Annotated in this window: 19 protein-coding genes and 1 pseudogene; 11 read left to right on the top strand and 9 right to left on the bottom strand. The window is 60.0% G+C overall.

Annotation, left to right across the window (positions count from 1 at the left end; genetic code table 11):
- Positions 1-43: 43 nt before the first annotated feature.
- Together yedA and K5K95_RS04775 are read left to right on the top strand one after the other, a co-directional pair.
- The gene (gene yedA / locus K5K95_RS04780) at positions 44-970 is read left to right on the top strand and encodes a drug/metabolite exporter YedA (protein ID WP_222588573.1); all 927 of its coding nucleotides are present in this window, start codon (positions 44-46) and stop codon (positions 968-970) included.
- A gap of 52 nt (positions 971-1022) precedes the next feature.
- A complete protein-coding gene (locus tag K5K95_RS04775; protein WP_222588572.1) occupies positions 1023-2357 on the top strand; it encodes a DEAD/DEAH box helicase in 1335 nt (444 codons plus the stop codon).
- A 125-nt stretch (positions 2358-2482) separates the two neighbouring features.
- Here the strand turns inward: K5K95_RS04775 and K5K95_RS04770 are convergent, their stop codons facing one another.
- Positions 2483-3724: a TIGR03862 family flavoprotein gene (locus K5K95_RS04770; protein WP_222590294.1), complete on the bottom strand. Its 1242-nt coding sequence runs from the start codon at positions 3722-3724 to the stop codon at positions 2483-2485.
- A gap of 282 nt (positions 3725-4006) precedes the next feature.
- The gene (locus tag K5K95_RS04765; protein WP_222588571.1) at positions 4007-4927 is read right to left on the bottom strand and encodes a histone deacetylase; all 921 of its coding nucleotides are present in this window, start codon (positions 4925-4927) and stop codon (positions 4007-4009) included.
- Between the two features lie 87 nt (positions 4928-5014).
- Here K5K95_RS04765 and K5K95_RS04760 point away from each other — a divergent pair, with 87 nt between their 5' ends.
- The 3 genes from K5K95_RS04760 to K5K95_RS04750 all read left to right on the top strand — a co-directional run bounded on the left by K5K95_RS04760 (position 5015) and on the right by K5K95_RS04750 (position 7149).
- Complete coding sequence (locus K5K95_RS04760; protein WP_222590293.1) at positions 5015-5584, top strand: GNAT family N-acetyltransferase; 570 nt, start codon at positions 5015-5017, stop codon at positions 5582-5584.
- 105 nt (positions 5585-5689) lie between these two features.
- Positions 5690-6559: an acyl-CoA thioesterase II gene (gene tesB / locus K5K95_RS04755; RefSeq protein ID WP_222588570.1), complete on the top strand. Its 870-nt coding sequence runs from the start codon at positions 5690-5692 to the stop codon at positions 6557-6559.
- Positions 6556-7149, top strand: a complete 594-nt coding sequence (locus tag K5K95_RS04750; protein WP_222588569.1) for an HAD family hydrolase — start codon at positions 6556-6558, stop codon at positions 7147-7149. The genes tesB and K5K95_RS04750 overlap by 4 nt, the downstream gene beginning before the upstream one ends.
- 138 nt (positions 7150-7287) lie before the next feature.
- Here K5K95_RS04750 and K5K95_RS04745 read toward each other — a convergent pair whose 3' ends face one another.
- The 4 genes from K5K95_RS04745 to K5K95_RS04730 form a co-directional block, all read right to left on the bottom strand.
- The gene (locus K5K95_RS04745; RefSeq protein WP_222588568.1) at positions 7288-8247 is read right to left on the bottom strand and encodes an alpha/beta hydrolase; all 960 of its coding nucleotides are present in this window, start codon (positions 8245-8247) and stop codon (positions 7288-7290) included.
- Positions 8248-9141, bottom strand: a complete 894-nt coding sequence (locus K5K95_RS04740) for a neutral zinc metallopeptidase (protein ID WP_222588567.1) — start codon at positions 9139-9141, stop codon at positions 8248-8250. It abuts the gene before it with no gap.
- A gap of 213 nt (positions 9142-9354) precedes the next feature.
- A complete protein-coding gene (locus tag K5K95_RS04735; protein ID WP_222588566.1) occupies positions 9355-10188 on the bottom strand; it encodes an aldo/keto reductase in 834 nt (277 codons plus the stop codon).
- Positions 10172-11920 (bottom strand): FAD-dependent oxidoreductase, encoded by a 1749-nt coding sequence (locus tag K5K95_RS04730; protein WP_222588565.1) that lies wholly within the window; start codon positions 11918-11920, stop codon positions 10172-10174. Before K5K95_RS04730 ends, K5K95_RS04735 begins: the two co-directional genes overlap by 17 nt.
- Before the next feature lie 178 nt (positions 11921-12098).
- Here K5K95_RS04730 and K5K95_RS04725 point away from each other — a divergent pair, with 178 nt between their 5' ends.
- The 4 genes and pseudogenes from K5K95_RS04725 to K5K95_RS04715 all read left to right on the top strand — a co-directional run bounded on the left by K5K95_RS04725 (position 12099) and on the right by K5K95_RS04715 (position 14872).
- Positions 12099-12875 carry an IclR family transcriptional regulator gene (locus K5K95_RS04725; protein ID WP_222588564.1) on the top strand — a complete coding sequence of 259 codons (777 nt, stop codon included), beginning with the start codon at positions 12099-12101 and terminating at the stop codon, positions 12873-12875.
- Between the two features lie 115 nt (positions 12876-12990).
- Positions 12991-13104 (top strand): annotated as a pseudogene (locus K5K95_RS32990) (gfo/Idh/MocA family oxidoreductase); the annotation flags it as partial.
- A gap of 37 nt (positions 13105-13141) precedes the next feature.
- On the top strand, positions 13142-13984 hold the full coding sequence (locus K5K95_RS04720) for a sugar phosphate isomerase/epimerase family protein (protein ID WP_222588563.1): 843 nt from the start codon (positions 13142-13144) through the stop codon (positions 13982-13984).
- Positions 13985-13993: 9 nt separating this feature from the next.
- On the top strand, positions 13994-14872 hold the full coding sequence (locus K5K95_RS04715; RefSeq protein ID WP_222588562.1) for a DMT family transporter: 879 nt from the start codon (positions 13994-13996) through the stop codon (positions 14870-14872).
- Between the two features lie 50 nt (positions 14873-14922).
- Here the strand turns inward: K5K95_RS04715 and K5K95_RS04710 are convergent, their stop codons facing one another.
- A complete protein-coding gene (locus K5K95_RS04710) occupies positions 14923-16224 on the bottom strand; it encodes an MFS transporter (protein WP_259156014.1) in 1302 nt (433 codons plus the stop codon).
- A gap of 411 nt (positions 16225-16635) precedes the next feature.
- Between K5K95_RS04710 and quiC the strand changes: the two genes are divergently transcribed.
- Positions 16636-18537, top strand: a complete 1902-nt coding sequence (quiC, locus tag K5K95_RS04705; protein ID WP_222588560.1) for a 3-dehydroshikimate dehydratase QuiC — start codon at positions 16636-16638, stop codon at positions 18535-18537.
- Between the two features lie 102 nt (positions 18538-18639).
- On the top strand, positions 18640-19317 hold the full coding sequence (locus tag K5K95_RS04700) for a TetR family transcriptional regulator (protein ID WP_222588559.1): 678 nt from the start codon (positions 18640-18642) through the stop codon (positions 19315-19317).
- A 91-nt stretch (positions 19318-19408) separates the two neighbouring features.
- Here the strand turns inward: K5K95_RS04700 and K5K95_RS04695 are convergent, their stop codons facing one another.
- Together K5K95_RS04695 and aroQ are read right to left on the bottom strand one after the other, a co-directional pair.
- Positions 19409-20263, bottom strand: a complete 855-nt coding sequence (locus K5K95_RS04695) for a shikimate dehydrogenase (RefSeq protein ID WP_222588558.1) — start codon at positions 20261-20263, stop codon at positions 19409-19411.
- Between the two features lie 5 nt (positions 20264-20268).
- Positions 20269-20709 (bottom strand): type II 3-dehydroquinate dehydratase, encoded by a 441-nt coding sequence (aroQ, locus tag K5K95_RS04690; RefSeq protein ID WP_222588557.1) that lies wholly within the window; start codon positions 20707-20709, stop codon positions 20269-20271.
- Positions 20710-20793 lie beyond the last annotated feature (84 nt).

The following is a 20793-nucleotide window of genomic DNA, read 5'->3' as shown; positions in this document are numbered from 1 at the left end:
TTTCTAGAATAGCTGTTCACATTGTCTTGTCATCGAGCTGCCCATGCCTGGCTTACGTCGTTTTCCCTTACCGCTGATCGCTGCCTTTTTCGCGTTGTACGTGATTTGGGGCTCGACTTACCTGGTGATTCGCATTGGTGTCGAATATTGGCCGCCGTTGCTGCTCGCCGGTATCCGCTTTGTGCTTGCCGGGACGCTGATGTACGCATTCCTGCGCTGGCGCGGGGCGCCGGCGCCGACTTGGGCGCAGTGGAAGGCTGCCGGGATTATCGGGATCTTGCTGCTCGCTTGCGGTAATGGCGGGGTCAGTGTGGCGGAGCACATGGGCGTCGCGTCGGGCGTGGCGGCTTTGGCGGTGGCGACGGTGCCGCTGTTTACCTTGCTCTGCGGCTATTTCTGGGGCGCGCGCAATACCCGTCTTGAGTGGGCCGGGATAGTGCTGGGACTGATCGGCATCGCCATGCTCAATCTGGGTTCGAACCTGCAATCGAGCCCGCTGGGTGCGCTGTTGCTGGTGTTCGCGGCGGCTTCCTGGGCGTTCGGTTCGGTCTGGAGCAAACACTTGCCGTTGCCCCAGGGCGCGATGGCCAGTGCCGTGGAAATGCTGGTCGGCGGCGTGGTGCTGCTGATCGGCAGTGCGCTGAGCGGTGAGCAACTGCAAGCCATGCCGCCGATTGAAGGCTGGGCAGCCCTGGCCTACCTGACCTTCTTTGGTTCGATCATCGCTTTCAACGCCTACATGTACCTGTTGAAAAACGTGCGTCCGGCGGCGGCCACCAGTTATGCCTACGTCAATCCGGCGGTGGCGGTGTTGCTGGGTATCGTGTTTGTCGGTGAGACCATCGGCATCGAAGAAGGGCTGGCGATGCTGGTGATCATCAGTGCCGTGGTGTTGATCGGATTGCCGCAATGGCGGCGGGCGCCGGTTCAGCCCGCTGTAGCCGTGCCGACAGAATCCCGCGTGAATTAGGGTAAACTGCGCGCCATTGCATGCCCGCGCTGAATTTTCCTACGGTACTCCCATGACTTTCGCCTCCCTTGGCCTGATCGAACCCTTGCTGCGCTCTCTCGAGACGCTCGGCTACCAGACCCCGACGCCGGTTCAGGCGCAAGCCATTCCGGCGGTGCTGGCCGGTCGCGACCTGATGGCCGCCGCCCAGACCGGCACCGGCAAGACCGCCGGTTTCGCGTTGCCGCTGCTGCAATTGCTGGCCATGGAAGGGCCGAAAGTCACTGCCAACTCGGTACGCGCGTTGATCCTCGTGCCAACCCGCGAGCTGGCCGAACAGGTCCACGAAGCCGTGCGTCAGTACGCCGAGAACCTGCCGCTGAGCACTTACGCGGTGTACGGCGGCGTCAGCATCAACCCGCAAATGATGAAGCTGCGCAAAGGCGTCGATCTGCTGGTGGCGACCCCGGGCCGCTTGCTCGATCTGTTCCGTCAGAACGCGCTCAAGTTCAACCAGTTGCAAACCCTGGTGCTGGATGAAGCGGATCGCATGCTCGATCTGGGCTTCTCCGAGGAGCTGGGGAATATTTACAAGGCGCTGCCGAAGAAACGTCAGACGCTATTGTTCTCGGCGACCTTCTCCGATGCGATCCGCACCCTCGCCGGACAAATGCTCAACGACCCGCTGAGCATTGAAGTCAGCCCGCGCAACGTGGCGGCCAATACCGTCAAGCAGTGGGTGGTGACGGTGGACAAGAAGCGCAAGCCGGAGCTTTTCGTACACTTGATGCGCAAGGGCAAGTGGAAGCAGGTGCTGGTGTTCGCCAAGACCCGCAATGGCGTGGATGCGCTGGTGGAAAAACTCCAGGGCCTGGGGATCAATGCCGACGGTATCCACGGCGACAAACCGCAGGCAACTCGCCAACGTGCGCTGGACCGTTTCAAGGCCAGTGAAGTGCAGATTCTGGTGGCGACCGACGTCGCCGCCCGTGGTCTGGATATTGAAGATTTGCCGTTGGTGGTCAACTTCGACCTGCCGATCGTGGCTGAAGACTACATCCACCGCATCGGTCGCACCGGCCGTGCGGGCGCAACCGGGCAGGCTATTTCGCTGGTCTGCGCCGATGAAGTGAATCTGCTGTCGGCCATCGAGACGTTGACCCGTCAGACGTTGCCTCGGCAGATGGAACACGACTTCGAACCCGAGCACCGGGTGCCGGACACCGATGCCAGCGGCCAGGTAGTCAAAAAGCCGAAAAAACCGAAGAAGCCAAAGACGTCCAGTGGCGGTAAACGCAATCTGGGCAAGTGGGTCGAGAGTGGCGACGCTTCGGCGCCGGAACCTTCGATCAAGCCAGTGCGCAAAGTGCCGGTGTTCAACACCGGACCGCGTAAGCGCAAACCTTGATCGCTTAAGGATCGTTCCCACGCTCTGCGTGGGAATGCAGCCCGGGACGCTCTGCGTCCCTTCAAAGCCGAACGCAGAGCGTCCGAAGAGGTATTCCCACGCAGAGCGTGGGAACGATCAGTCGATCAGGTTCGGTGTTTCAACCATTCGAGCATCCCCAACCCCGCCGCGCGCCCACTGGCGAAACACGCGGTCAACAGATAGCCGCCCGTCGGCGCTTCCCAATCGAGCATTTCCCCTGCGCAGAACACGCCGGGCAGTTGCTTGAGCATCAAGCGTTCATCCATCGCCTCGAACATCACGCCACCCGCGCTGCTGATGGCCTCGTCCAGTGGGCGGGTTTTCACCAGGGTCAGTGGTAAAAACTTGATCGCTTTGGCCAGCAGTGCCGGATCGGTGAAGCAATCGGCCGGCGTCAGCTCTCGCAATAGCGCTGCTTTCACGCCATCGATTCCAAGCTGACTGTGCAGGTGTTTGGACATCGACCGCGAGCCACGCGGTTTGCTCAGTGCTGCCTGAACTTTATCCACAGGTCGGCCCGGCAACAGGTCGAGATGGATTGTCGCCGAACCGTGCAGGTTGATCGCTTCGCGGATCGGTGCTGACAGGGCGTAGATCAAACTGCCTTCGATGCCCGTTGCCGTGATTACACATTCCCCGAGTCGTGGCACGTCGTCATTGAGGCCGATGGCGATGTTTTTCAGCGGTGCTCCGGCGAATTTGCTGACCATCAGTTCGCTCCAGGCCTGCACCTCGAAACCGCAATTACTCGGTTGCAGAGGCATCAGTCCTACACCGCGTTGTTCCAGTGGCAGCATCCATGCGCCGTCTGAACCGAGGCGCGACCAACTGCCGCCACCGAGGGCCAGCAACGTGGCGTCCGGCTGGACGACTTTTTCGCCTTCGGGACTGTCGATGCGCAATCCACCGCTGTCACTCCAGCCGAGCCAACGGTGACGGGTGTGGATAACTACGCCAGCATCGCGCAGGCGTTTAAGCCAGGCGCGCAACAGCGGCGCGGCTTTCATGTCGGTTGGAAACACTCGGCCGGAGCTGCCGACAAAGGTTTCGATGCCCAGGTCATGAATCCATTGGCACAGCGCGTCGGCGCCGAAGGATCGCAGCAGCGGCGCAATCTGTGGCGCACGTTCGGCGTAGCGCGAGAGAAAGGCCGGGTAGGCTTCGGAGTGGGTGATGTTCATGCCGCCAACACCGGCCAGGAGGAATTTTCGCCCCACTGAAGGCATGCCGTCGTACAGGTCGACGTGGATTCCCGCCTGGCTCAACACTTCGGCCGCCATCAAACCGGCGGGGCCGCCGCCGATGATGGCGGCGCGAGGGGAGAGGGGAGTCGAAGGCTGGGTCATGGAATGCGCTGCGGTATGGCTGGATAAGCGGCGCATTCTATCAGCACCATTCCCTGTGGGAGCGGGCTTGCTCGCGAAGAGGGTGGGTCAGTCGATATTAATGTTGTCTGATACACCGCATTCGCGAGCGAGCCCGCTCCCACAGGAGGTTTTTGTGTTTGTAAAAGTGTGATCAAAAAACAACCAGTATTCTGAGAGCTATACAAAGCCTGGGCTGCAGAGCCTTTCACTCAGGTTATCCACAGGCAGTTCCACAGGCATTGTGGGTAAAGCGCCCACAGATCAATGACAGCCTGATGACGTCCAGACCCGTTGCGCGCTGTGATGCAGAATCCCGTGACGGCGCGCCAGTGCCTGGCGGTCCTTGCTGTAGCCGCCGCCGATCACCCCGACCACTGGAATATCGCGCCCCAGGCAATGGCGCATCACGCTTTCATCGCGGGCGGCCACGCCTTCGTCGGTCAGCTTCAGGTAACCGAGCGCGTCGTCCTTATGCACATCGACGCCCGCGTCATACATCACCAGATCCGGTTGGTAGAGCGGCAGCAGATAGTTGAGCGCATCGTCCACCACCTTCAGGTATTCGGCATCGCCCATGCCCTTGGGCAACGGGATGTCCCAGTCGCTTTCGGCTTTGCGTGCAGGAAAATTCTTTTCGCAGTGCAGGGAAACCGTTATCGCGTCCGGGGTGTTGTGCAGAATCCGTGCAGTCCCGTCGCCCTGATGCACGTCGCAATCGAAGATCAGCACCCGATTCACCCGGCCACTTTCCAGCAGGTAATGGCTGATCACGGCCAGGTCATTGAATATGCAGAAACCGGCCGGGTAATCGTAATGCGCGTGATGCGTGCCGCCGGCCAAGTGACAGGCCAGGCCATGTTCCAGTGCCTGCTCGGCCGCCAGCAGTGAACCGCCCACTGCTCGCACCGTACGCCGGGCCAGCGCTTCGCTCCAGGGCAGGCCGAGTCGCCGTTGGTCCTCGCGGGACAACTCACCGCTCATGTAGCGTTCGATATACGCAGCGTCATGGGCCAGGGCGAGAATTTCCGCTGGGCAGAGTTCCGGTCGCAGCAGATCGGCATCCCGGGTCAGGCCGCTGTCCACCAGGTGATCGCGCAGCAGGCGAAACTTGTCCATGGGGAAGCGGTGGTCCGCCGGAAATTCGGGGCTGTAGTCTTCGTGGTAAATCAGCGGCAGGGACATGGCGGGCTTTTATTAAGTACGGCGGCAGGAATGAAGGAACGATCCTACCAGCGATGTAGACTTGCGGCATGGAAAGGGGAGGACATGATGGAGCCGATACAGGAACTCGAGAGCGCGCGGCTGCTGTTGCGACAGTGGCGCGATGAAGATTTGCCTGAGTTTGCGGCGATGTGCGCCGATCCACAGGTGATGCGCTATTTTCCGGCGCCGTTGAGTCGTATGGAAAGTGCTTCGCTGATCGGACGGATTCGCGGGCATTTTGCCGAGCATGGTTTCGGCCTTTGGGCATTGGAGCGCAAAGATACGGGCGCCTTTATCGGTTTTACCGGCCTCGGCGTGGTTGGCTTCGACGCGCCCTTCACCCCGGCGACCGAAATCGGCTGGCGCCTGGCGCGCGAGCATTGGGGCCTGGGGTATGCCAGTGAAGCGGCATGGACGGCTCTGCGCTGCGGGTTTGACCGTCTGGCACTGGACGAGGTCGTGTCCTTTACCGCCAAAGACAACCTGCCTTCGGAAAAGGTCATGCAGGCCATCGGCATGCATCATGATTCAGCCGATGATTTCGAACACCCCAGGCTCGCGGCCGATCATCCCCTGCGTCACCATGTGCTCTACCGCATTACCCGCGAACAATGGCTGCAAACCTTGCATGGATAAGCGAGCGCGGACGTTTACAATGGCTCCCAAGTGGCCCGGGCCAGAATCTGAATTGACCGCCGCAGCCAAGACTGCGCGGCATTGCGTTGTGTGAGGAGAGTCTGAATGAGCCAAGTGTTGGATGATCTGGTCGACTTGCTGACCCTGGAATCAATCGAAGAAAACCTGTTTCGTGGCCGCAGCCAGGACCTGGGTTTTCGTCAATTGTTCGGTGGTCAGGTAATCGGTCAGTCCCTGTCGGCCGCCAGTCAGACGGTCGAAGAAACGCGCCATGTGCATTCGATGCACGGTTATTTCCTGCGTCCCGGCGATTCCGCGTTGCCCGTGGTCTATCAGGTTGATCGGGTGCGTGACGGCGGCAGTTTCAGCACGCGTCGAGTGACGGCGATCCAGAAGGGCAACCCGATCTTCACCTGCAGCGCCTCGTTCCAGTACGACGAAAAAGGCTTCGAGCACCAGGCCGAGATGCCGATTGTGGTCGGCCCGGAAAACCTGCCATCGGAGCTTGAACTGACTCAGCAGCGTGCGCACCTGATTCCCGAGCACATGCGCGAAAAGCTGCTGTGCCCCAAACCGATCGAGTTCCGACCGATCACCGAGAAAGACCCCTACAACCCGCAACCGTCCGATCCGGTCAAGTACGTCTGGTTTCGCGCCGACGGTGCCTTGGCCGATACCCCGGCGCTGCACAAATACCTGCTGGCTTACGCCTCGGACTTCGGTCTGCTGACCACCTCGATGCAACCCCACGGCAAATCGGTCTGGCAGAAAGACATGCAGGTCGCCAGCCTCGATCACGCGCTGTGGTTCCATGCGGACCTGCGCGCCGATGACTGGTTGCTGTATGCGATGGACAGCCCGTGGGCCGGCAATTCGCGCGGCTTCACCCGTGGCAGCGTGTTCAATCGGGCTGGACAACTGGTGGCTTCGGTCACTCAGGAAGGCCTGATCCGTCATCGCAAGGATTGGGCATGAGCCTGGCCGAGGTGCGGCACTGGGTGTTCGACATGGACGGCACCCTGACGGTGGCTGTGCATGACTTCGCGGCCATTCGCGTGGCGCTGGCCATTCCGGCCGAAGACGACATCCTGACTCACCTCGCGGCGTTGCCGGCCGATGAAGCCGCCGCCAAACACGCGTGGCTGCTGGAGCATGAACGGGATCTGGCGCTGGGTTCGAAACCGGCGCCCGGCGCGGTGGAGCTGGTGCGGGAATTGGCTGGGCGCGGTTATCGCCTGGGCATTCTTACGCGCAATGCCCGGGAGCTGGCGCATGTGACGCTGGAGGCGATCGGCCTGGCCGACTGCTTTGCGGTGGAAGATGTGCTGGGCCGTGATGAAGCGCCGCCGAAACCGCATCCCGGTGGTCTGCTGAAATTGGCCAAGGCCTGGAACGTGCCGGCGAGCGAGATGGTGATGGTCGGTGATTACCGGTTTGATCTGGATTGCGGTCGGGCGGCGGGTGCGCGGACAGTGTTGGTTAACCTGCCGGATAATCCGTGGCCTGAGCTGACGGATTGGCATGCGGCGGATTGTGTGGCGTTGCGGCAAATGCTTTCGGCTTGATGCAATTGTTGCCTGATCCGATGCCTTCGCGGGCAAGCCCGCTCACACAATTATGTGCCATGCCTGAGTTATCCGGCCGGCACACAACCTGTGGGAGCGGGCTTGCCCGCGATGACGTCGGATCAGCCGATACAAAACTCACTGCCCAAACAACACCTTCTGCCCCTCCGGCGACGTAAACATCCCATCTCCGTTGTGCCCAACCCCGGGCACTTCGACCAGTCGCTGATTCACCCCTTGCGGGTTGCGACGCAGCAGGTAGTTGAAATAATTCTGTCCGCGAACCAATCGGTAAGCGCCTTGGGCTTCGGCCTCGCAACCTTTATCCAGCGCCGGATGCTGCGGGTCGATGTCTTGCTGCCCGAGCAGATACGTCACGTCGCGTTTGACGTAATTGCCTTCAATTTGCGGAGCCGTTTGCCCACTGGCGTAAATAGGCAGATCCGTCAGTCCATACTTCCAGCGATTGAACCCCGGACAACCGGCATGATTGAACGCAACGGGCCGCTGCTCATTGAAGTATGCGTAGGACGAAGGGTTGGCGACCACATAACGAAGTTTCACACCTGCAGCCGTCAATGCCGGCAGGTCGTGAGCCAACAGCGCATAGCGCTGAACGACCTGGGCGCCACCGGAGTGACCGGCAATGATGATTTCCTTCACGTCGGGAAACTGCCGACGATCGCTGATTCTCTCGATGATCTGATCCAGCGCCGCATAGGAACTCACCCGAAACGGAGCGGTGGATAAACCACCGGCCATCCAGTCATTGCCCTGCCAGCGCAACACGGTGTCCGCCACCGGATGTTGGGCAATGTCGGTTTCGTTGAGAAACTGCGGGGCAATCACCAGGGTGTTGGCACTTTGCCCGGCCAGCTGAGCCGCACGTTCGGCGCTCTGAAGATAGGTTTCGGCGTTGCGCAGACGGCCATGGATGATGATCAGCACCCGTTCGATTTTTGCCGGCGCCGGGCTGATGCCCACCGCCATTTCACCTTCTTTCAACAACAAGCGCCCGGGGCTGATCTCTTTGACCGCATGTTCGGCAGCCTCGGCGCACATGCAGGTGAACAGCAACATCAACAGCCAATTTTTCATTTACAGGTTTTTCGCCGCAAAGGTATCGCACTGGCCCACCTGGCCTTGCGCAAATCCGGTTTTAAACCAGCGCACCCTTTGCGCCGACGTGCCATGGGTAAACGAGTCCGGTACCACGCGACCCTGGCCTTGCTGCTGCAAACGGTCGTCACCGATAGCGTTGGCGGCGTTCAAGGCTTCTTCGATGTCACCCGGTTCCAGCCAGTTCAGACGCTTCTGTGCATTGTTGGCCCAGACGCCGGCCAGGCAATCGGCCTGCAATTCCTGACGCACCAGCAAACCTCCGTCGCCCTCCATCTGCCGGCCTTGCTGGCGGGCTGTCTGCATTTTCGCCGAAACACCGAGCAAGGTCTGAACGTGGTGTCCGACTTCGTGAGCGATCACGTAGGCCTGCGCAAAATCTCCTGCCGCGGAAAAGCGTTGCGACATTTCCTGGAAGAAACTCATGTCCAGGTAGACCTTCTGGTCTGCCGGGCAATAGAACGGGCCGGTCGCCGACGTCGCCAGGCCACAGGCCGAATTGACGCGATTGCTGAACAGCACCAGCGTCGGGTTTTTGTACTGATGACCGGCCTGCTGGAAAATCTGGCCCCAGGTGTCTTCGGTGTCGCCGAGGATTGATCGCACGAACTCGGCGCCTTCATCATTGGCCGGCGGCGCTTTGCGGCTCTGGTTGGTGGCCGGTGCCGATTGCTCGCTCATTTGTCCGGTCAGTTGTCCGAGGATCTGCATCGGGTCCTGGCCAGTAATCCAGCCGATTCCGACAATCAGGATGATCGCGGTCAGGCTCAGGCCCTTGCCACCGCCAAAACGCATCCCACCGCCGCCACTGCCGACATCGTCACCGCGGGCATCGACCACGTTGTCGCTGCGTCGGCCTTTTTTCCATAGCATGTGGGAATCCTCTGATTGTCCGTGGGGATGAGTGTCGCTGGTGAGTGGGAGTGGCGCCAGTCCGGCCGTCCGGCTTTTATCGCGCACGGCAGCATTCCCGGCAATCAGTGGCGGTCGCCGGGAACCTCTCAGGTCTGTATTGAACGTGGGTAACCCATCTAATTCCGTCAGGCGATGGGTTTTTATCGAGCAGGCGACGGCCTGTACCGCAAATTACTGGTCGAACGCGTCCCACGCCGGCGCGAAATCGGGATTGACCTGACGCTCGCGCTTGGACAGACCGGCAATCAATGCCCGGTCTTCGTCGTCCAGATTCACTTGCAGCGATGCAAGGTTGGCCAGTTGATTGGCCTCGCTGCTGGCTTTGGGAATCGCCGCCACATTGGCTTGGTCGAGCAGCCATTTGAGCGCGACCTGAGTCGGCAGCACCCCGTGTTTGGCCGCAATCTGCTGGAGCGCCGCAAGGTCCGAGACCTTGTTGCGGGCCAAGGGTGAATAGGCCGTCAGCGCCATGTCATGTCGACGGGCATAGTCCAGCAGCGCATTTTGTCCGAGCAGCACGTGGTATTCGACCTGGATGGCGGACAGCGGCGCGCCCAGTTCTTCCACGACTTTGCGCAGCAGCGGCAACGGAAAATTCGCCACGCCGATGTGGCGTGCCAGGCCTTGTTCCTTGAGCGACACCAGGGTTTTGATGGTCTGTGGCAAGTCCCAATCGGTCGTCGGCCAATGGATCATGAACAGGTCGACGTAATCGCTGCGCAAGGCTTTCAGGCTGCGGTCCATGGAGTGGCGCATGGCGTCCGGTTGCAGTTGGTCCCACCAGGCTTTGGTGGTGACGTGGATCTGATCGCGAGGGGTAGGACTGTTCGCCAATGCTTGGCCGACTGCGTCTTCATTGTTGTAGGCCGCGGCGGTGTCGATGTGTCGATAGCCTGAGATCAACGCCTGTTCGACCGCACGGGTGCATTCTTCACCCAGCATCGGCCAGGTGCCGAGACCGAGTTTGGGCATGTTCATTCCTTGGGCATTAACGATTCGCTGCATGATCGATCTCCTGTTCGTAAGCGGTGATACCGGCGATATGGCGCGCGGCGATGTAGCCGAACGTCAGCGCCGGACCCAGATTGATGCCGCCGGCGGGGTAGTGCCCGCCCATGATGCTGGCCATGTCACCGCCCGCCGCGTACAGCCCGGGGATGGCCTGAGCCGATTCGCCCAGCACCTGAGCGTGTTGGTTGACCTTGAGCCCGGCAAAGGTGCCGAAACAACCGGGCTGGACCTTCACCGCATAAAACGGCCCCTGTTCAATGGGGGCGACGCAGGGGTTCGGTTGCTGCAAGGCATCACCCTGTTTGCGGTTGTAAGGCGTCGAACCACGACCGAACTGCGGGTCTTCGCCGTTGCGCGCGTGCTGGTTGTAATGCGACACAGTGCGGCGTAATCCGTTCGGGTCGATCCCACAGGCGGCTGCCAATTCCTCAAGCGTATTACCGGTTTTCAGATAGCCGCTGCGGATAAAGCCTGACAACGGAAGCGGAAACGGCCGGGAGATCCCCAAGCCGTAACGTCGCTGGAAAGCATGGCTGCAGATCAGCCACGAAGCGACTTCTTCGCTCGTAGGCGCGGCGTTGACCATGGCGGTGACGTAGTCGTAGTAACCGTTGGCTTCATTGACAAAACGCTGGCCGTTGCTCAGCACACCGATGATTCCCGGCTTGCCACGCTCGATGATGTGCGGGAAGTGCCCGACGCTGCCGTCCTTGTGAGGCACTCGCGAAACCGGTGCCCAGGCCACTGCAGAAGCCATTTCAGTATTGACTCGCGCACCCACGCTTTCGCCCAGGCGCAAGCCATCGCCGCAAACTCCGAGGGGCGGCAACGCCAAGTGTTCATGGCCGGTCGGGGTGCGTGGGAACAAGGATTTACGCCGTTCGATGTCATGGGCAAAACCACCGGCGGCCAGTACCACAGCCTTGCGCGTATGGATGCGGATGTTGCCCTTGGCTGTGCTGACCTGCGCGCCTCGGACCTGCCCGTTCTCGCGCAGCAATTCGGTGACCGGCGCTGACTCCCAGAGCAACACACCGAGGTCTTCGGCGGATTTTGCCAGGCGAGCGACCAGCGCCACGCCGTTGACCAATTGCATTGCCCGACCATGAACGGCGAGGTCCAGCAGGTGCCGGGTAAAGCGTCGGGTCACGTGCCAGGCGGCCGACAGTGAACGCGTCAGATTGAGAAACGCCGCCAGGTCCGCGCCCGCCATGATCGGCATGCCCATGAACGACGTTTCCCGCAGGGTTCGGCGAAGACGCTTGAGCAGCTTGCCGACTTTTCGCCCGTCATATGGTGCAGCGATCACTGATCGCCCGCCGGTGCCGGCGCCTGGCGTGTCGCCGTGGATGTCGGCAATCGCGTTGCCGTCGGCGAATTGCAGTGAGGTGTGTTGCTCGAAGAACGCCACCATCCGTGGGCCGGCCTCCAGGAACGCGTCGATCATTGCCGGTTGGTAATGCTCGCCCAATTCGTGTTTCAGGTAAGTGCGCGGTTGCTCGACATCTTCGACAATACCGGCACGTCGAGCCAAAGGATTGCACGGCACCCAGGCCCAACCGCCGGACCATGCCGTGGCGCCACCGAACACCGGGTCTTTCTCGACCACGATCACCTTCAACCCGTGCCACGCCGCCGTGACGGCTGCCGATAATCCGGCAGCCCCAGAGCCGACAATCAGCACATCGCAATCGATGTCCGGGAGTGAACGGGGTTCGGCAGGCATGGTGTGGCACTCCAGCGGTTTGTATGTTTTTGGAATTTGATTCCAGAAAATATAGGAGGCGGTTCCTGCTCGGCAACCGCGAGAGGCGCAAAGCGGGCGGTTATCGGACGGTGGGTTCCAGATTTCGCATTCGATCGATTGTCTTCTAGAATCGGCCAAAATTTGCGTGGAACCCCTCATGGCCGGCAGTCAGATCGAACGTGTTTTCAGCGTGCTGGAAAGCCTCACCAGTGACCCTCGCGGTCTGCCGATGCAGACGCTGGCGGAGCAACTGGACATTCCCAAAAGCGCGACCCACCGTCTGCTCGCCGAGTTGATACGGCTCGGTTATGTGCGCCAGAACCCGGAGACCTTGCGCTATCACTTGTCGACCAAACTGGTTGCGATGGGCTTTCGTTACCTGTCGAGCAGCGGTGCCGATATCGTTCAGCCGGTGCTCGATCGCCTGGCCCAGGAGACGGGCGAGCTGGTGCGTCTTGGCGTGATCGAAGGCGAGCGGCAGGTCTGGATCGCCAAGTCGCAAGGCGCTCGGTCCGGGCTGCGTTATGACCCGGACATGGGCCGCGATGCGCCTTTGTTCTATACCGCGTCGGGCCATGCCTGGCTGGCGTGCATGAGTGATGCCGAGGCCTTGTCGCTGGTGGAGCGCCAAGGCGGGGAGCGACCCAAAGACCTGGGGCCGAATGCGCCACGATCCAATATCGAATTGCTCGAACGCCTGCGCCTGGCGCGCGAGCAGGGTTATGCCTGGGTCGAGGAGAGCTCGGCGGTAGGCACTTCGGCAATCGCGGCAGTAGTGCGTCATCCGGGTGATGGCCGAGTGATCGGGGTGTTGAGTATTGCCGGGCCCAGCGCTCGGATGCCGGGGGCGCGGCTGCATGAATTGGCTCCGCTGTTGTTGAAATTTACCGAAGAATTGTCAGCGGCAAGCCTGGCGTCGGATCTGTTCATATAAGTGAACGTGTGCGCTGTTCGCACACTTTTGCGGTTTACGTGTGTAAGAATCTGGAACTAGGTTCTAGATTGTTGGAATGGCCGCCTTCCAACAATAATCACCAGAGGACCGTACGATGAATTCGCCGCTTCGTATCGCGTTGATTGGCGCTGGCAATAGGGGCCAGCAGCATTACCCCCCTCTCAAATCCCTGACGCAAGTGACGCTGTGCGCCGTCGTCGATCCGGGGGGTATTTCGCCGACTGGCTTCGGATGCAGGAATAAACATGAGTGAACGGATCTTTTCCCTGGCCAGTCTGACGGTACTGGAGCTGTCTCCGCCGCAGATGGTCGAAGTGGCTGCACGCGCCGGTTACAGCCATGTCGGATTGCGCCTCGAACCGGCGACAGCCGAAGAGCATCACTTTGCGTTGGTTGCCGATGCCGGCTTGCGGCGCAAGACCCTGGACCGTCTGCGCGATACCGGCATACGGGTGCTGGATGTTGAAATCCTGCGGCTCAAACCGGACACGGTCGTCGCCGATTTCGAGAAAATTCTGGCGGTCGGTGCCGAATTCGGGGCCAGTGAATTGCTGGTGGCCGGTAACGATCCTGACGAACAACGGCTCACCGAGAACTTTGCGCAGTTGTGTGACTTGGCGGCACCGTACGGGCTTCATCCGCATCTGGAGTTCATGCCGTGGACCGATGCACGCAATCTTGAGCAAGCGGTGCGCATCGTCGACAACGCGGGGCGCGGAAATGGTGCGGTATTGGTCGATGCTTTTCACTTCGACCGTTCGGCTTCACGGCTGGAAGATCTGGCCAGGGTGGCTGCGTCGCGGTTACGGTATGCACAGTTGTGTGATGTCGCAGGACCGAGACCGACGGACATGGCGGAGATTTTGCGTCAGGCCCGTCACGAGCGACGTTTTCCCGGCGATGGCGAGTGTGACCTGGCAGGGTTGTTGCGGTGTTTGCCGAGCGATATTGCGCTGAGCCTCGAGATTCCCACCGTGAAGTTGCTGGAGCAGGGTGTGAGCGGGTTGCAGCGGGCGCAGATGGCGCTGGATAAAACCCGGGAATTGTTGGCACGGCTTGCCCGTGATGTTTTTGATTTCACGACTTAAGGAATGCCTATGACTGTCAGCACCCCGCTTTCTGGCGTTAACCAACCCTTCAAGGGGATCTTGCTGATTGTTGTTGCCACCTTTCTCTTCTCCAGCCATGACGCCTTTTCCAAGTATTTGTCGGGGTTCTACCCGATCGTCATGGTGGTCTGGGCCCGTTATGTAGTTCACACGTTGCTGATGGCCGGGATCTTCCTGCCGCAATCCGGGTTGCGCGTCCTGCGTACCAAACGGCCATTGCTGCAGTTTGCGAGGGCGTTGTGCCTGCTGGGCACCAGCCTGTTTTTTACCACGGGTTTGCAATACATCCCGTTGGCCGAAGCCACGGCGGTCAACTTTCTTGCGCCGGTGCTGGTGACCGCGCTGTCGGTGCCGCTGCTGGGTGAGCGTGTCACCCGGGGCCAATGGATCGCGGTGATTTGCGGGTTTGTCGGTGTGTTGATCATCGTCCACCCCGGCGGTGAGTTGTTCACTCCGGCCGTGCTGTTGCCGCTCTGCTCGGCGCTGTTTTTCTGCTTTTATCAATTGCTCACCCGCAAGCTCAGCAGCATCGACAGCCCTACGACCAGCAACTTTTTCGCCGGCCTGTGCAACACCCTGGTGATGAGCGCTCTGGTGCCATTCTTCTGGCAAGTACCGACCCTGGGGCATGGCTTCATGATGGTGGCGCTGGGCGCCTGCGGGATGACGGCGCATTTGTTTCTGACTCAGGCTTTCCGCTACGCCGCCCCTGCGCTGCTGGCGCCCTTTGGCTACTGCCAGATTGTGTTTGCCGGGTTGTTGGGCTGGCTGCTGTTTTCCCACACGCCGACCCTGACCACCGTGGTCGGGATCGCGGTGATTTGCTGCAGCGGGTTGGCCGCGGCGTGGCAGCAGAGTCGTCGGTAGGAGAAACAAAAAGGCAGGCCTGGAATCAGGCCTGCCGGGGGAGGGGATTGTTACTCGGTGACGGTAGGAATCTTGCGCGGCGCCATGAAGTACATCCAGATCAGCGCGATGAAATACATCGCCGGAATCAGGGTAAACAGCACCGTGTAGTTGTTGTTGGTCACCGTCAGAATGTGCCCGACCAACTGGGTCATGAACATCCCGCCAATGGCCGCGCACATGCCGCCGAAGCCGAACACCGTACTCATCATGTGCTTGGGCGTGTAGTCCATCACCAGGCTCCAGATGTTCGCGGTCCAGGCCTGGTGCGCGCCGATGGCCAGGGAGATGGCGAACACCGCGACCCACAGGCTGCTCGAACCGGCCGCCATGATCACGCCGACGATGCAGCAGGCGAACAGGAACATGGACATCAGACGCGCCTTGATCGGGTTGATCCCGCGACCGATCAGGAACGAAGAGAGGATGCCGCCGCCGACGCTGCCGAAGTCTGCCGTCAGGTAGATGATGATCAGCGGGATACCCATCTGGGTCACGTTGATCCCCAGGTTGTATTGCTGATTGAGGAACGGCGGCAGCCAATAGAGGTAGAACCAGAACACCGGCGCGGTCATCGAGTAGGCCAGGGCGAAGGCCCAGGTGCCACGCATGCGCAGGATTTTCGAGAACGGCACGCGGGCCTGTTCCGGTTCGACTTCTTTCTGGATGTAGTCCAGTTCCGATTGTTTGACGCTTGGGTGATCTTCCGGGTTGAAGTACTTCAAGCCCCAGAACAGCAACCAGATACCGCCCAGTGCCGACATGCACAGGAACGCGGCTTGCCAGCCCCACACGTGCAGGATCAGCGGCAGCAGCATCGGCGTGAACATCGCACCGACATTGGTCCCGGCGTTGAAGATGCCAGTGGCCACGGCCCGCTCACCAGCCGGGAACCACAGTCGCGTGGTTTTCACGCAGGCCGGGTAGTTGGCGGCTTCGGTCAGACCGAGAATGAACCTGCAAACCATGAAGCCGACTGCCGAAGTGGCCAGGCCGTGGGCACCGGTGGCGATGCTCCAGAGCAGCACCGCGCAGAAAAACACGCGCTTGACGCCGACCCGATCGATCAATCGACCTTGCAGCACGAAACCGATGGCGTAGCCGACCTGAAACCAGAAGTTGATGTTGGCGTAGTCCATCGCCGTCCAGCTCATTTCCTTGGCCAGGATCGGCTGCATGACGCCTAGCGCGGCGCGGTCGATGTAGTTGAGCGTGGTGGCGAAAAATACCAGCGCCAGCATGCCCCAGCGGGTTTTGCCGACCGCCATGGCACCGCGAATCTTGGCACCGACGCCGCCGGTGGCAGAAATCATGGAGGAGCGCTCCACGGGAGAGCTTTGAGAAGGAGTCATTTAGGCCACCGATTATTTTTATGTGGTGTTCTGGTTTTTTGGTCACCAAGACCGATGTGTGACCGGGCTCAATGTGGAGTCGATGTTGGGCAGTGGACGAAAAATCGTCAATTCGCCAAGGGCCATTGTGTTCGATTATCGAACGGAAAACTAACCGGGTAGTACACTTTGAATTGCTGTGTAGAGTCACCCGGCCAATAATTCCATCCAGAAAAACGCGATCCCTGTAGGAGCTGTCGAGTGAAACGAGGCTGCGATCTTTTGATCTTAAAAAATCAAAAGATCGCAGCCTCGTTTCACTCGACAGCTCCTACATAAAAGCGAAAGCGTGCGATGTCGATAAGAAGATATCCTCCACCGGGAGTCGAAAACATGCAGCGTTCCATTGCCACCGTGTCCTTGAGCGGTACCCTGCCAGAAAAACTCGAAGCCATTGCCGCCGCCGGTTTTGACGGGGTGGAGATTTTCGAGAACGACCTTCTCTACTACGACGGCAGCCCGCGGGAAATTAAACAGATGTGCGCCGATCTCGGGATCGCGATCACCCTGTTTCAACCGTTCCGCGACTTCGAAGGCTGCCGCCGCGACCGTTTGCAGCGCAACCTGGAACGGGCCGAGCGCAAGTTCGACCTGATGCAGGAACTGGGCACCGACCTGGTGCTGGTGTGCAGCAACGCGTCCGCCGACTCCGTCGGTGATGAGCAAATCCTCATTAATGACTTGCGCTTGCTGGCCGAACGCGCGGGCGCACGGGGCCTGCGAATCGGCTACGAAGCGTTGGCCTGGGGCCGGCATGTGAACACCTGGCAACAGGTGTGGAACATCGTGCGCCAGGCGGATCATCCAAGCCTTGGTGTGTTGCTGGACAGCTTTCACACGCTGTCGCTCAAGGGTGATCCGAGTGCGATCGCGGAGATTCCCGGGGACAAGATTTTCTTCGTGCAAATGGCCGATGCGCCGATCCTTGCCATGGACGTGCTGGAGTGGAGCCGGCATTTCCGCTGCTTCCCGGGCCAGGGCGAATTCGATTTGCCGGGGTTCCTTGCACCGATCATCAAGAGTGGTTACACCGGGCCGCTATCGCTGGAAATCTTCAACGATGGCTTTCGCGCCGCGCCGCCTCGGGCCAACGCGGCCGACGGTTTGCGTTCGTTGCTGTACCTCGAAGAGAAAACCCGTCAGCGTCTGGCGCAGGAAACCATGCCTGCGCCCCATCTCGACATTTTGTTCGAGACGCCCAAGGCCAGCGAATACAACGGCATCGAATTTCTTGAGTTCGCGGTAGACGAAAGCCTTGGCGCCAAGCTGTCCCATTGGCTGGAGCGGCTGGGTTTCGTCAAGGCCGGGCAACATCGTTCCAAGAACGTGAGCCTGCTGCGTCAGGGTGATATCAACCTGATCCTCAACTCAGAGCCGTACTCCTTCGCCCACAGTTTTTTCGAGGCTCACGGCCCATCGCTGTGCGCCACGGCCGTGCGGGTCAAGGACAGCGCCAGTGCGCTGGCCCGGGCCGTGGCTTATAAAGGTCAGCCCTATCGCGGACTGGTCGGGCCAAACGAACTGGAACTGGCGGCGGTGCGCGCGCCGGATGGCAGCCTGATCTATCTGGTGGATCAGGAGGCCGATGTCTACGGCACTGACTTCAATCTGCAACCGGCTGCCGTGGTCAGTGGCGGCCTCAAGCGCATCGACCACATGGCCATGGCGTTGCCAGCTGACAGTCTCGACAGTTGGGTGCTGTTCTACAAAAGCCTGCTGGATTTTGAAGCCGACGATGAAGTGGTGCTGCCCGATCCGTATGGCTTGGTGAAGAGCCGTGCCTTGCGCAGTCGTGACAGTTCGATCCGATTGCCGCTGAACATTTCCGAGAACCGCAACACTGCGATCTCGCACGCGTTGTCGAGTTATCGCGGTTCGGGTGTGCATCACATTGCGTTTGATTGCGATGACATCTTTGCCGAAGTCAGCCGTGCGAAAGAAGCGGGAGTGCCGCTGCTGGATATTCCGCTCAATTACTACGATGACCTGGCGGCGCGGTTTGATTTCGACGATGAATTTCTCAGTGAACTGGCCTACTTCAACGTGCTGTATGACCGCGATGCCCAGGGCGGCGAGCTGTTCCATGTCTACACCGAACCGTTCGAGGGGCGGTTCTTCTTCGAGATCATCCAGCGCAAGAACGGCTATGCTGGTTACGGCGCGGCTAACGTCGCGGTCCGACTGGCGGCGATGGCCAAGTCGCGAAGTGGGGCTGTACGTCAGGCAAAGTTGTAGGAAAATCGTAAACACGGAGACAAACCGCTGCCGCGCGGCTTCCTTCACTGTGCGGCGCGGCCCATAATCGCCCACCTGTGCAGTGATGGCCGTGAGCCCGCAATGACGATAATTTCAGAACTTTCCGCAGCGCCCGACGTACCCGTTGCCGAGCCGCGCAAGAGTCGCAAGAACAACCCTGAAAAAACCCGCGAGAACATCCTTCAAGAGGCGATCGTCGAGTTCGTCCAGCAAGGACTTTCCGGGGCTCGCGTCGATGCGATCGCCGAGCGTATCCACACCTCGAAACGCATGATCTATTACTACTTCGGCAGTAAGGAACAGCTCTATGTCGAGGTGCTGGAGAAACTCTACGGCGATATCCGCAGCACTGAAAACCGTCTGCACCTGACCGAACTGGCGCCCATCGAGGCAATTCGGCGGCTGGTGGAGTTCACCTTCGATCACCATGATCGCAACGTCGATTTCGTGCGTATCGTCAGTATCGAAAACATCCACAACGCCGAATACATTAAGCGTTCCGACGCGATCAAGGCGATGAATAACACCATCCTTGATTCACTGGGCGAGATTTTGCGTCGCGGTGCCGAGGAAGGTGTCTTCCGTTCCGGGCTGGAGCCGCTGGATGTGCATCTGCTGATCAGCTCGTTCTGCTTCTATCGCGTGTCGAACCGCCATACCTTCGGCGAGATCTTTCAGGTCGACTTGCCTGACGAGAGCATCAAGCAGCGTCATCGAGAGATGATTTGCGAGTCGGTTCTGCGGTATTTGCAAGCCTGACACTTAAAAGATCGCAGCCTCGTTTAACTCGACAGCCCCTACGCAACCTGTAGGAGCTGTCGAGTGAAACGAGGCTGCGATCTTTCGCTTTTCAACCCGTCATGCTCTGAAAATGCGCGAGCATTCGCTGCGCATCCGGCACCACGCCACTGAACAACTCAAACGCTTTCACTGCCTGAAACACCGCCATATTGCCGCCATCCAGCGTTCGGCAACCCAAGGCGCGGGCGTTGCGCAGCAGTTCGGTTTCCAGCGGGAAGTAAACGATTTCCGCCACCCACAACGCAGATCGGAGCAACTCCACCGGGACTGGCATGCCGGGCAGTTTTTTCATGCCCATGGGCGTGGTGTTCACTAATCCGTCTGCCTTGGCCAGTGTGCTTGGCAGATCATGACCGGCCACCGCACGACCTGCACCGAAGTGTTCATTGAGATTGTCCGCCAAGGCCTGCGCACGGCTGATCTCCACATCGAAAATGCTCAGAAGCTGTACGCCTTCACTCAATAGCGCGTGGGCCACGGCTGCGCCTGCGCCGCCGGCACCCATTTGGACCACACGCTCACGGGCAACGTCCTTCAAGCCACGGCGAAAACCTTCGGCAAAGCCCAGGCAATCAGTGTTGTGGCCGATGCGTTTGCCGTCTTTGAACACCACCGTGTTGACGGCGCCGATGCCACTGGCTTCCGGCGACAACTCGTCGAGCAGCGGGATGATCGCCTGCTTGCACGGGAAGGTAATGTTCAGGCCGGTGAAGTTCATGCGTTCGGCAGCCATCAACAAGTCGGGCAGGGCGCTGCTGTCGAGCTTCAGATAATCCAGGTCGATCAGGCGATACACGTAGCGCATGCCTTGCGCGTCGCCTTCATGCTCGTGCAGCGCGGGGGTGCGCGAGGCCTGAATGCCAGCGCCGATCAGGCCGGCCAATACCACGGTGTTCTGTTTCATGGCGCTCACCCTTTCAGACGCTGGCTGAGATAATCCAGCGCCAGGCGATAGCCGTGGCTGCCGAAACCGGCCATCACCGCAGTGGCGATGGCTGAGACGAAGGAGTGGTGCCGGAAGGGTTCGCGGGCGTGAACGTTGGACAGGTGGACTTCGATTACCGGCAGTTCACTGGCGACGAGTGCATCGCGGATCGCGACCGAGGTATGAGTCCAGGCCGCCGGGTTGATGACGATCCCGGCGCAACGACCGCGAGCGGCGTGAATCCAGTCAAGCAATTCACCTTCGTGGTTGGTCTGGCGAAATTCCACCGCCAAACCAAATTCTTCGGCGGAACGGGCGCACAAGGTGGAAATATCGGCCAGGGTTTCGTGGCCGTAGGTGGCTGGTTCGCGGGTGCCAAGCAGGTTCAGATTCGGGCCGTTGAGCACCAGAACGAGAGGGGACATCGGGGTCTCTCCACTTATTATTTTTGGAATCGGCTGGGGTCTCAGCCTGTGGAGATAAATTGTACTAGCTGGTTAATTTGGTCA

It is taken from the genome of Pseudomonas sp. DR48, assembly GCF_019823085.1.
In the GTDB taxonomy this organism is placed as follows: domain Bacteria; phylum Pseudomonadota; class Gammaproteobacteria; order Pseudomonadales; family Pseudomonadaceae; genus Aquipseudomonas.
This window is presented reverse-complemented; position numbering and strand designations above follow the sequence as displayed.

Bases quoted from the DNA above. Each gene is read 5' to 3' on its own strand.
- K5K95_RS04745 (WP_222588568.1), bottom strand. From the start codon at position 8,247: ATGAAAAATTGGCTGTTGATGTTGCTGTTCACCTGCATGTGCGCCGAG.
- K5K95_RS04765 (WP_222588571.1), bottom strand. From the start codon at position 4,927: ATGTCCCTGCCGCTGATTTACCACGAAGACTACAGCCCCGAATTTCCG.
- K5K95_RS04730 (WP_222588565.1), bottom strand. From the start codon at position 11,920: ATGCCTGCCGAACCCCGTTCACTCCCGGACATCGATTGCGATGTGCTG.
- K5K95_RS04740 (WP_222588567.1), bottom strand. From the start codon at position 9,141: ATGCTATGGAAAAAAGGCCGACGCAGCGACAACGTGGTCGATGCCCGC.
- yedA (WP_222588573.1), top strand. From the start codon at position 44: ATGCCTGGCTTACGTCGTTTTCCCTTACCGCTGATCGCTGCCTTTTTC.
- K5K95_RS04715 (WP_222588562.1), top strand. From the start codon at position 13,994: ATGACTGTCAGCACCCCGCTTTCTGGCGTTAACCAACCCTTCAAGGGG.
- K5K95_RS04775 (WP_222588572.1), top strand. From the start codon at position 1,023: ATGACTTTCGCCTCCCTTGGCCTGATCGAACCCTTGCTGCGCTCTCTC.
- K5K95_RS04760 (WP_222590293.1), top strand. From the start codon at position 5,015: ATGGAGCCGATACAGGAACTCGAGAGCGCGCGGCTGCTGTTGCGACAG.
- K5K95_RS04700 (WP_222588559.1), top strand. From the start codon at position 18,640: ATGACGATAATTTCAGAACTTTCCGCAGCGCCCGACGTACCCGTTGCC.
- K5K95_RS04735 (WP_222588566.1), bottom strand. From the start codon at position 10,188: ATGCAGCGAATCGTTAATGCCCAAGGAATGAACATGCCCAAACTCGGT.
- quiC (WP_222588560.1), top strand. From the start codon at position 16,636: ATGCAGCGTTCCATTGCCACCGTGTCCTTGAGCGGTACCCTGCCAGAA.
- K5K95_RS04720 (WP_222588563.1), top strand. From the start codon at position 13,142: ATGAGTGAACGGATCTTTTCCCTGGCCAGTCTGACGGTACTGGAGCTG.
- K5K95_RS04770 (WP_222590294.1), bottom strand. From the start codon at position 3,724: ATGACCCAGCCTTCGACTCCCCTCTCCCCTCGCGCCGCCATCATCGGC.
- K5K95_RS04725 (WP_222588564.1), top strand. From the start codon at position 12,099: ATGGCCGGCAGTCAGATCGAACGTGTTTTCAGCGTGCTGGAAAGCCTC.
- K5K95_RS04750 (WP_222588569.1), top strand. From the start codon at position 6,556: ATGAGCCTGGCCGAGGTGCGGCACTGGGTGTTCGACATGGACGGCACC.
- aroQ (WP_222588557.1), bottom strand. From the start codon at position 20,709: ATGTCCCCTCTCGTTCTGGTGCTCAACGGCCCGAATCTGAACCTGCTT.
- K5K95_RS04695 (WP_222588558.1), bottom strand. From the start codon at position 20,263: ATGAAACAGAACACCGTGGTATTGGCCGGCCTGATCGGCGCTGGCATT.
- K5K95_RS04710 (WP_259156014.1), bottom strand. From the start codon at position 16,224: ATGATTTCTGCCACCGGCGGCGTCGGTGCCAAGATTCGCGGTGCCATG.
- tesB (WP_222588570.1), top strand. From the start codon at position 5,690: ATGAGCCAAGTGTTGGATGATCTGGTCGACTTGCTGACCCTGGAATCA.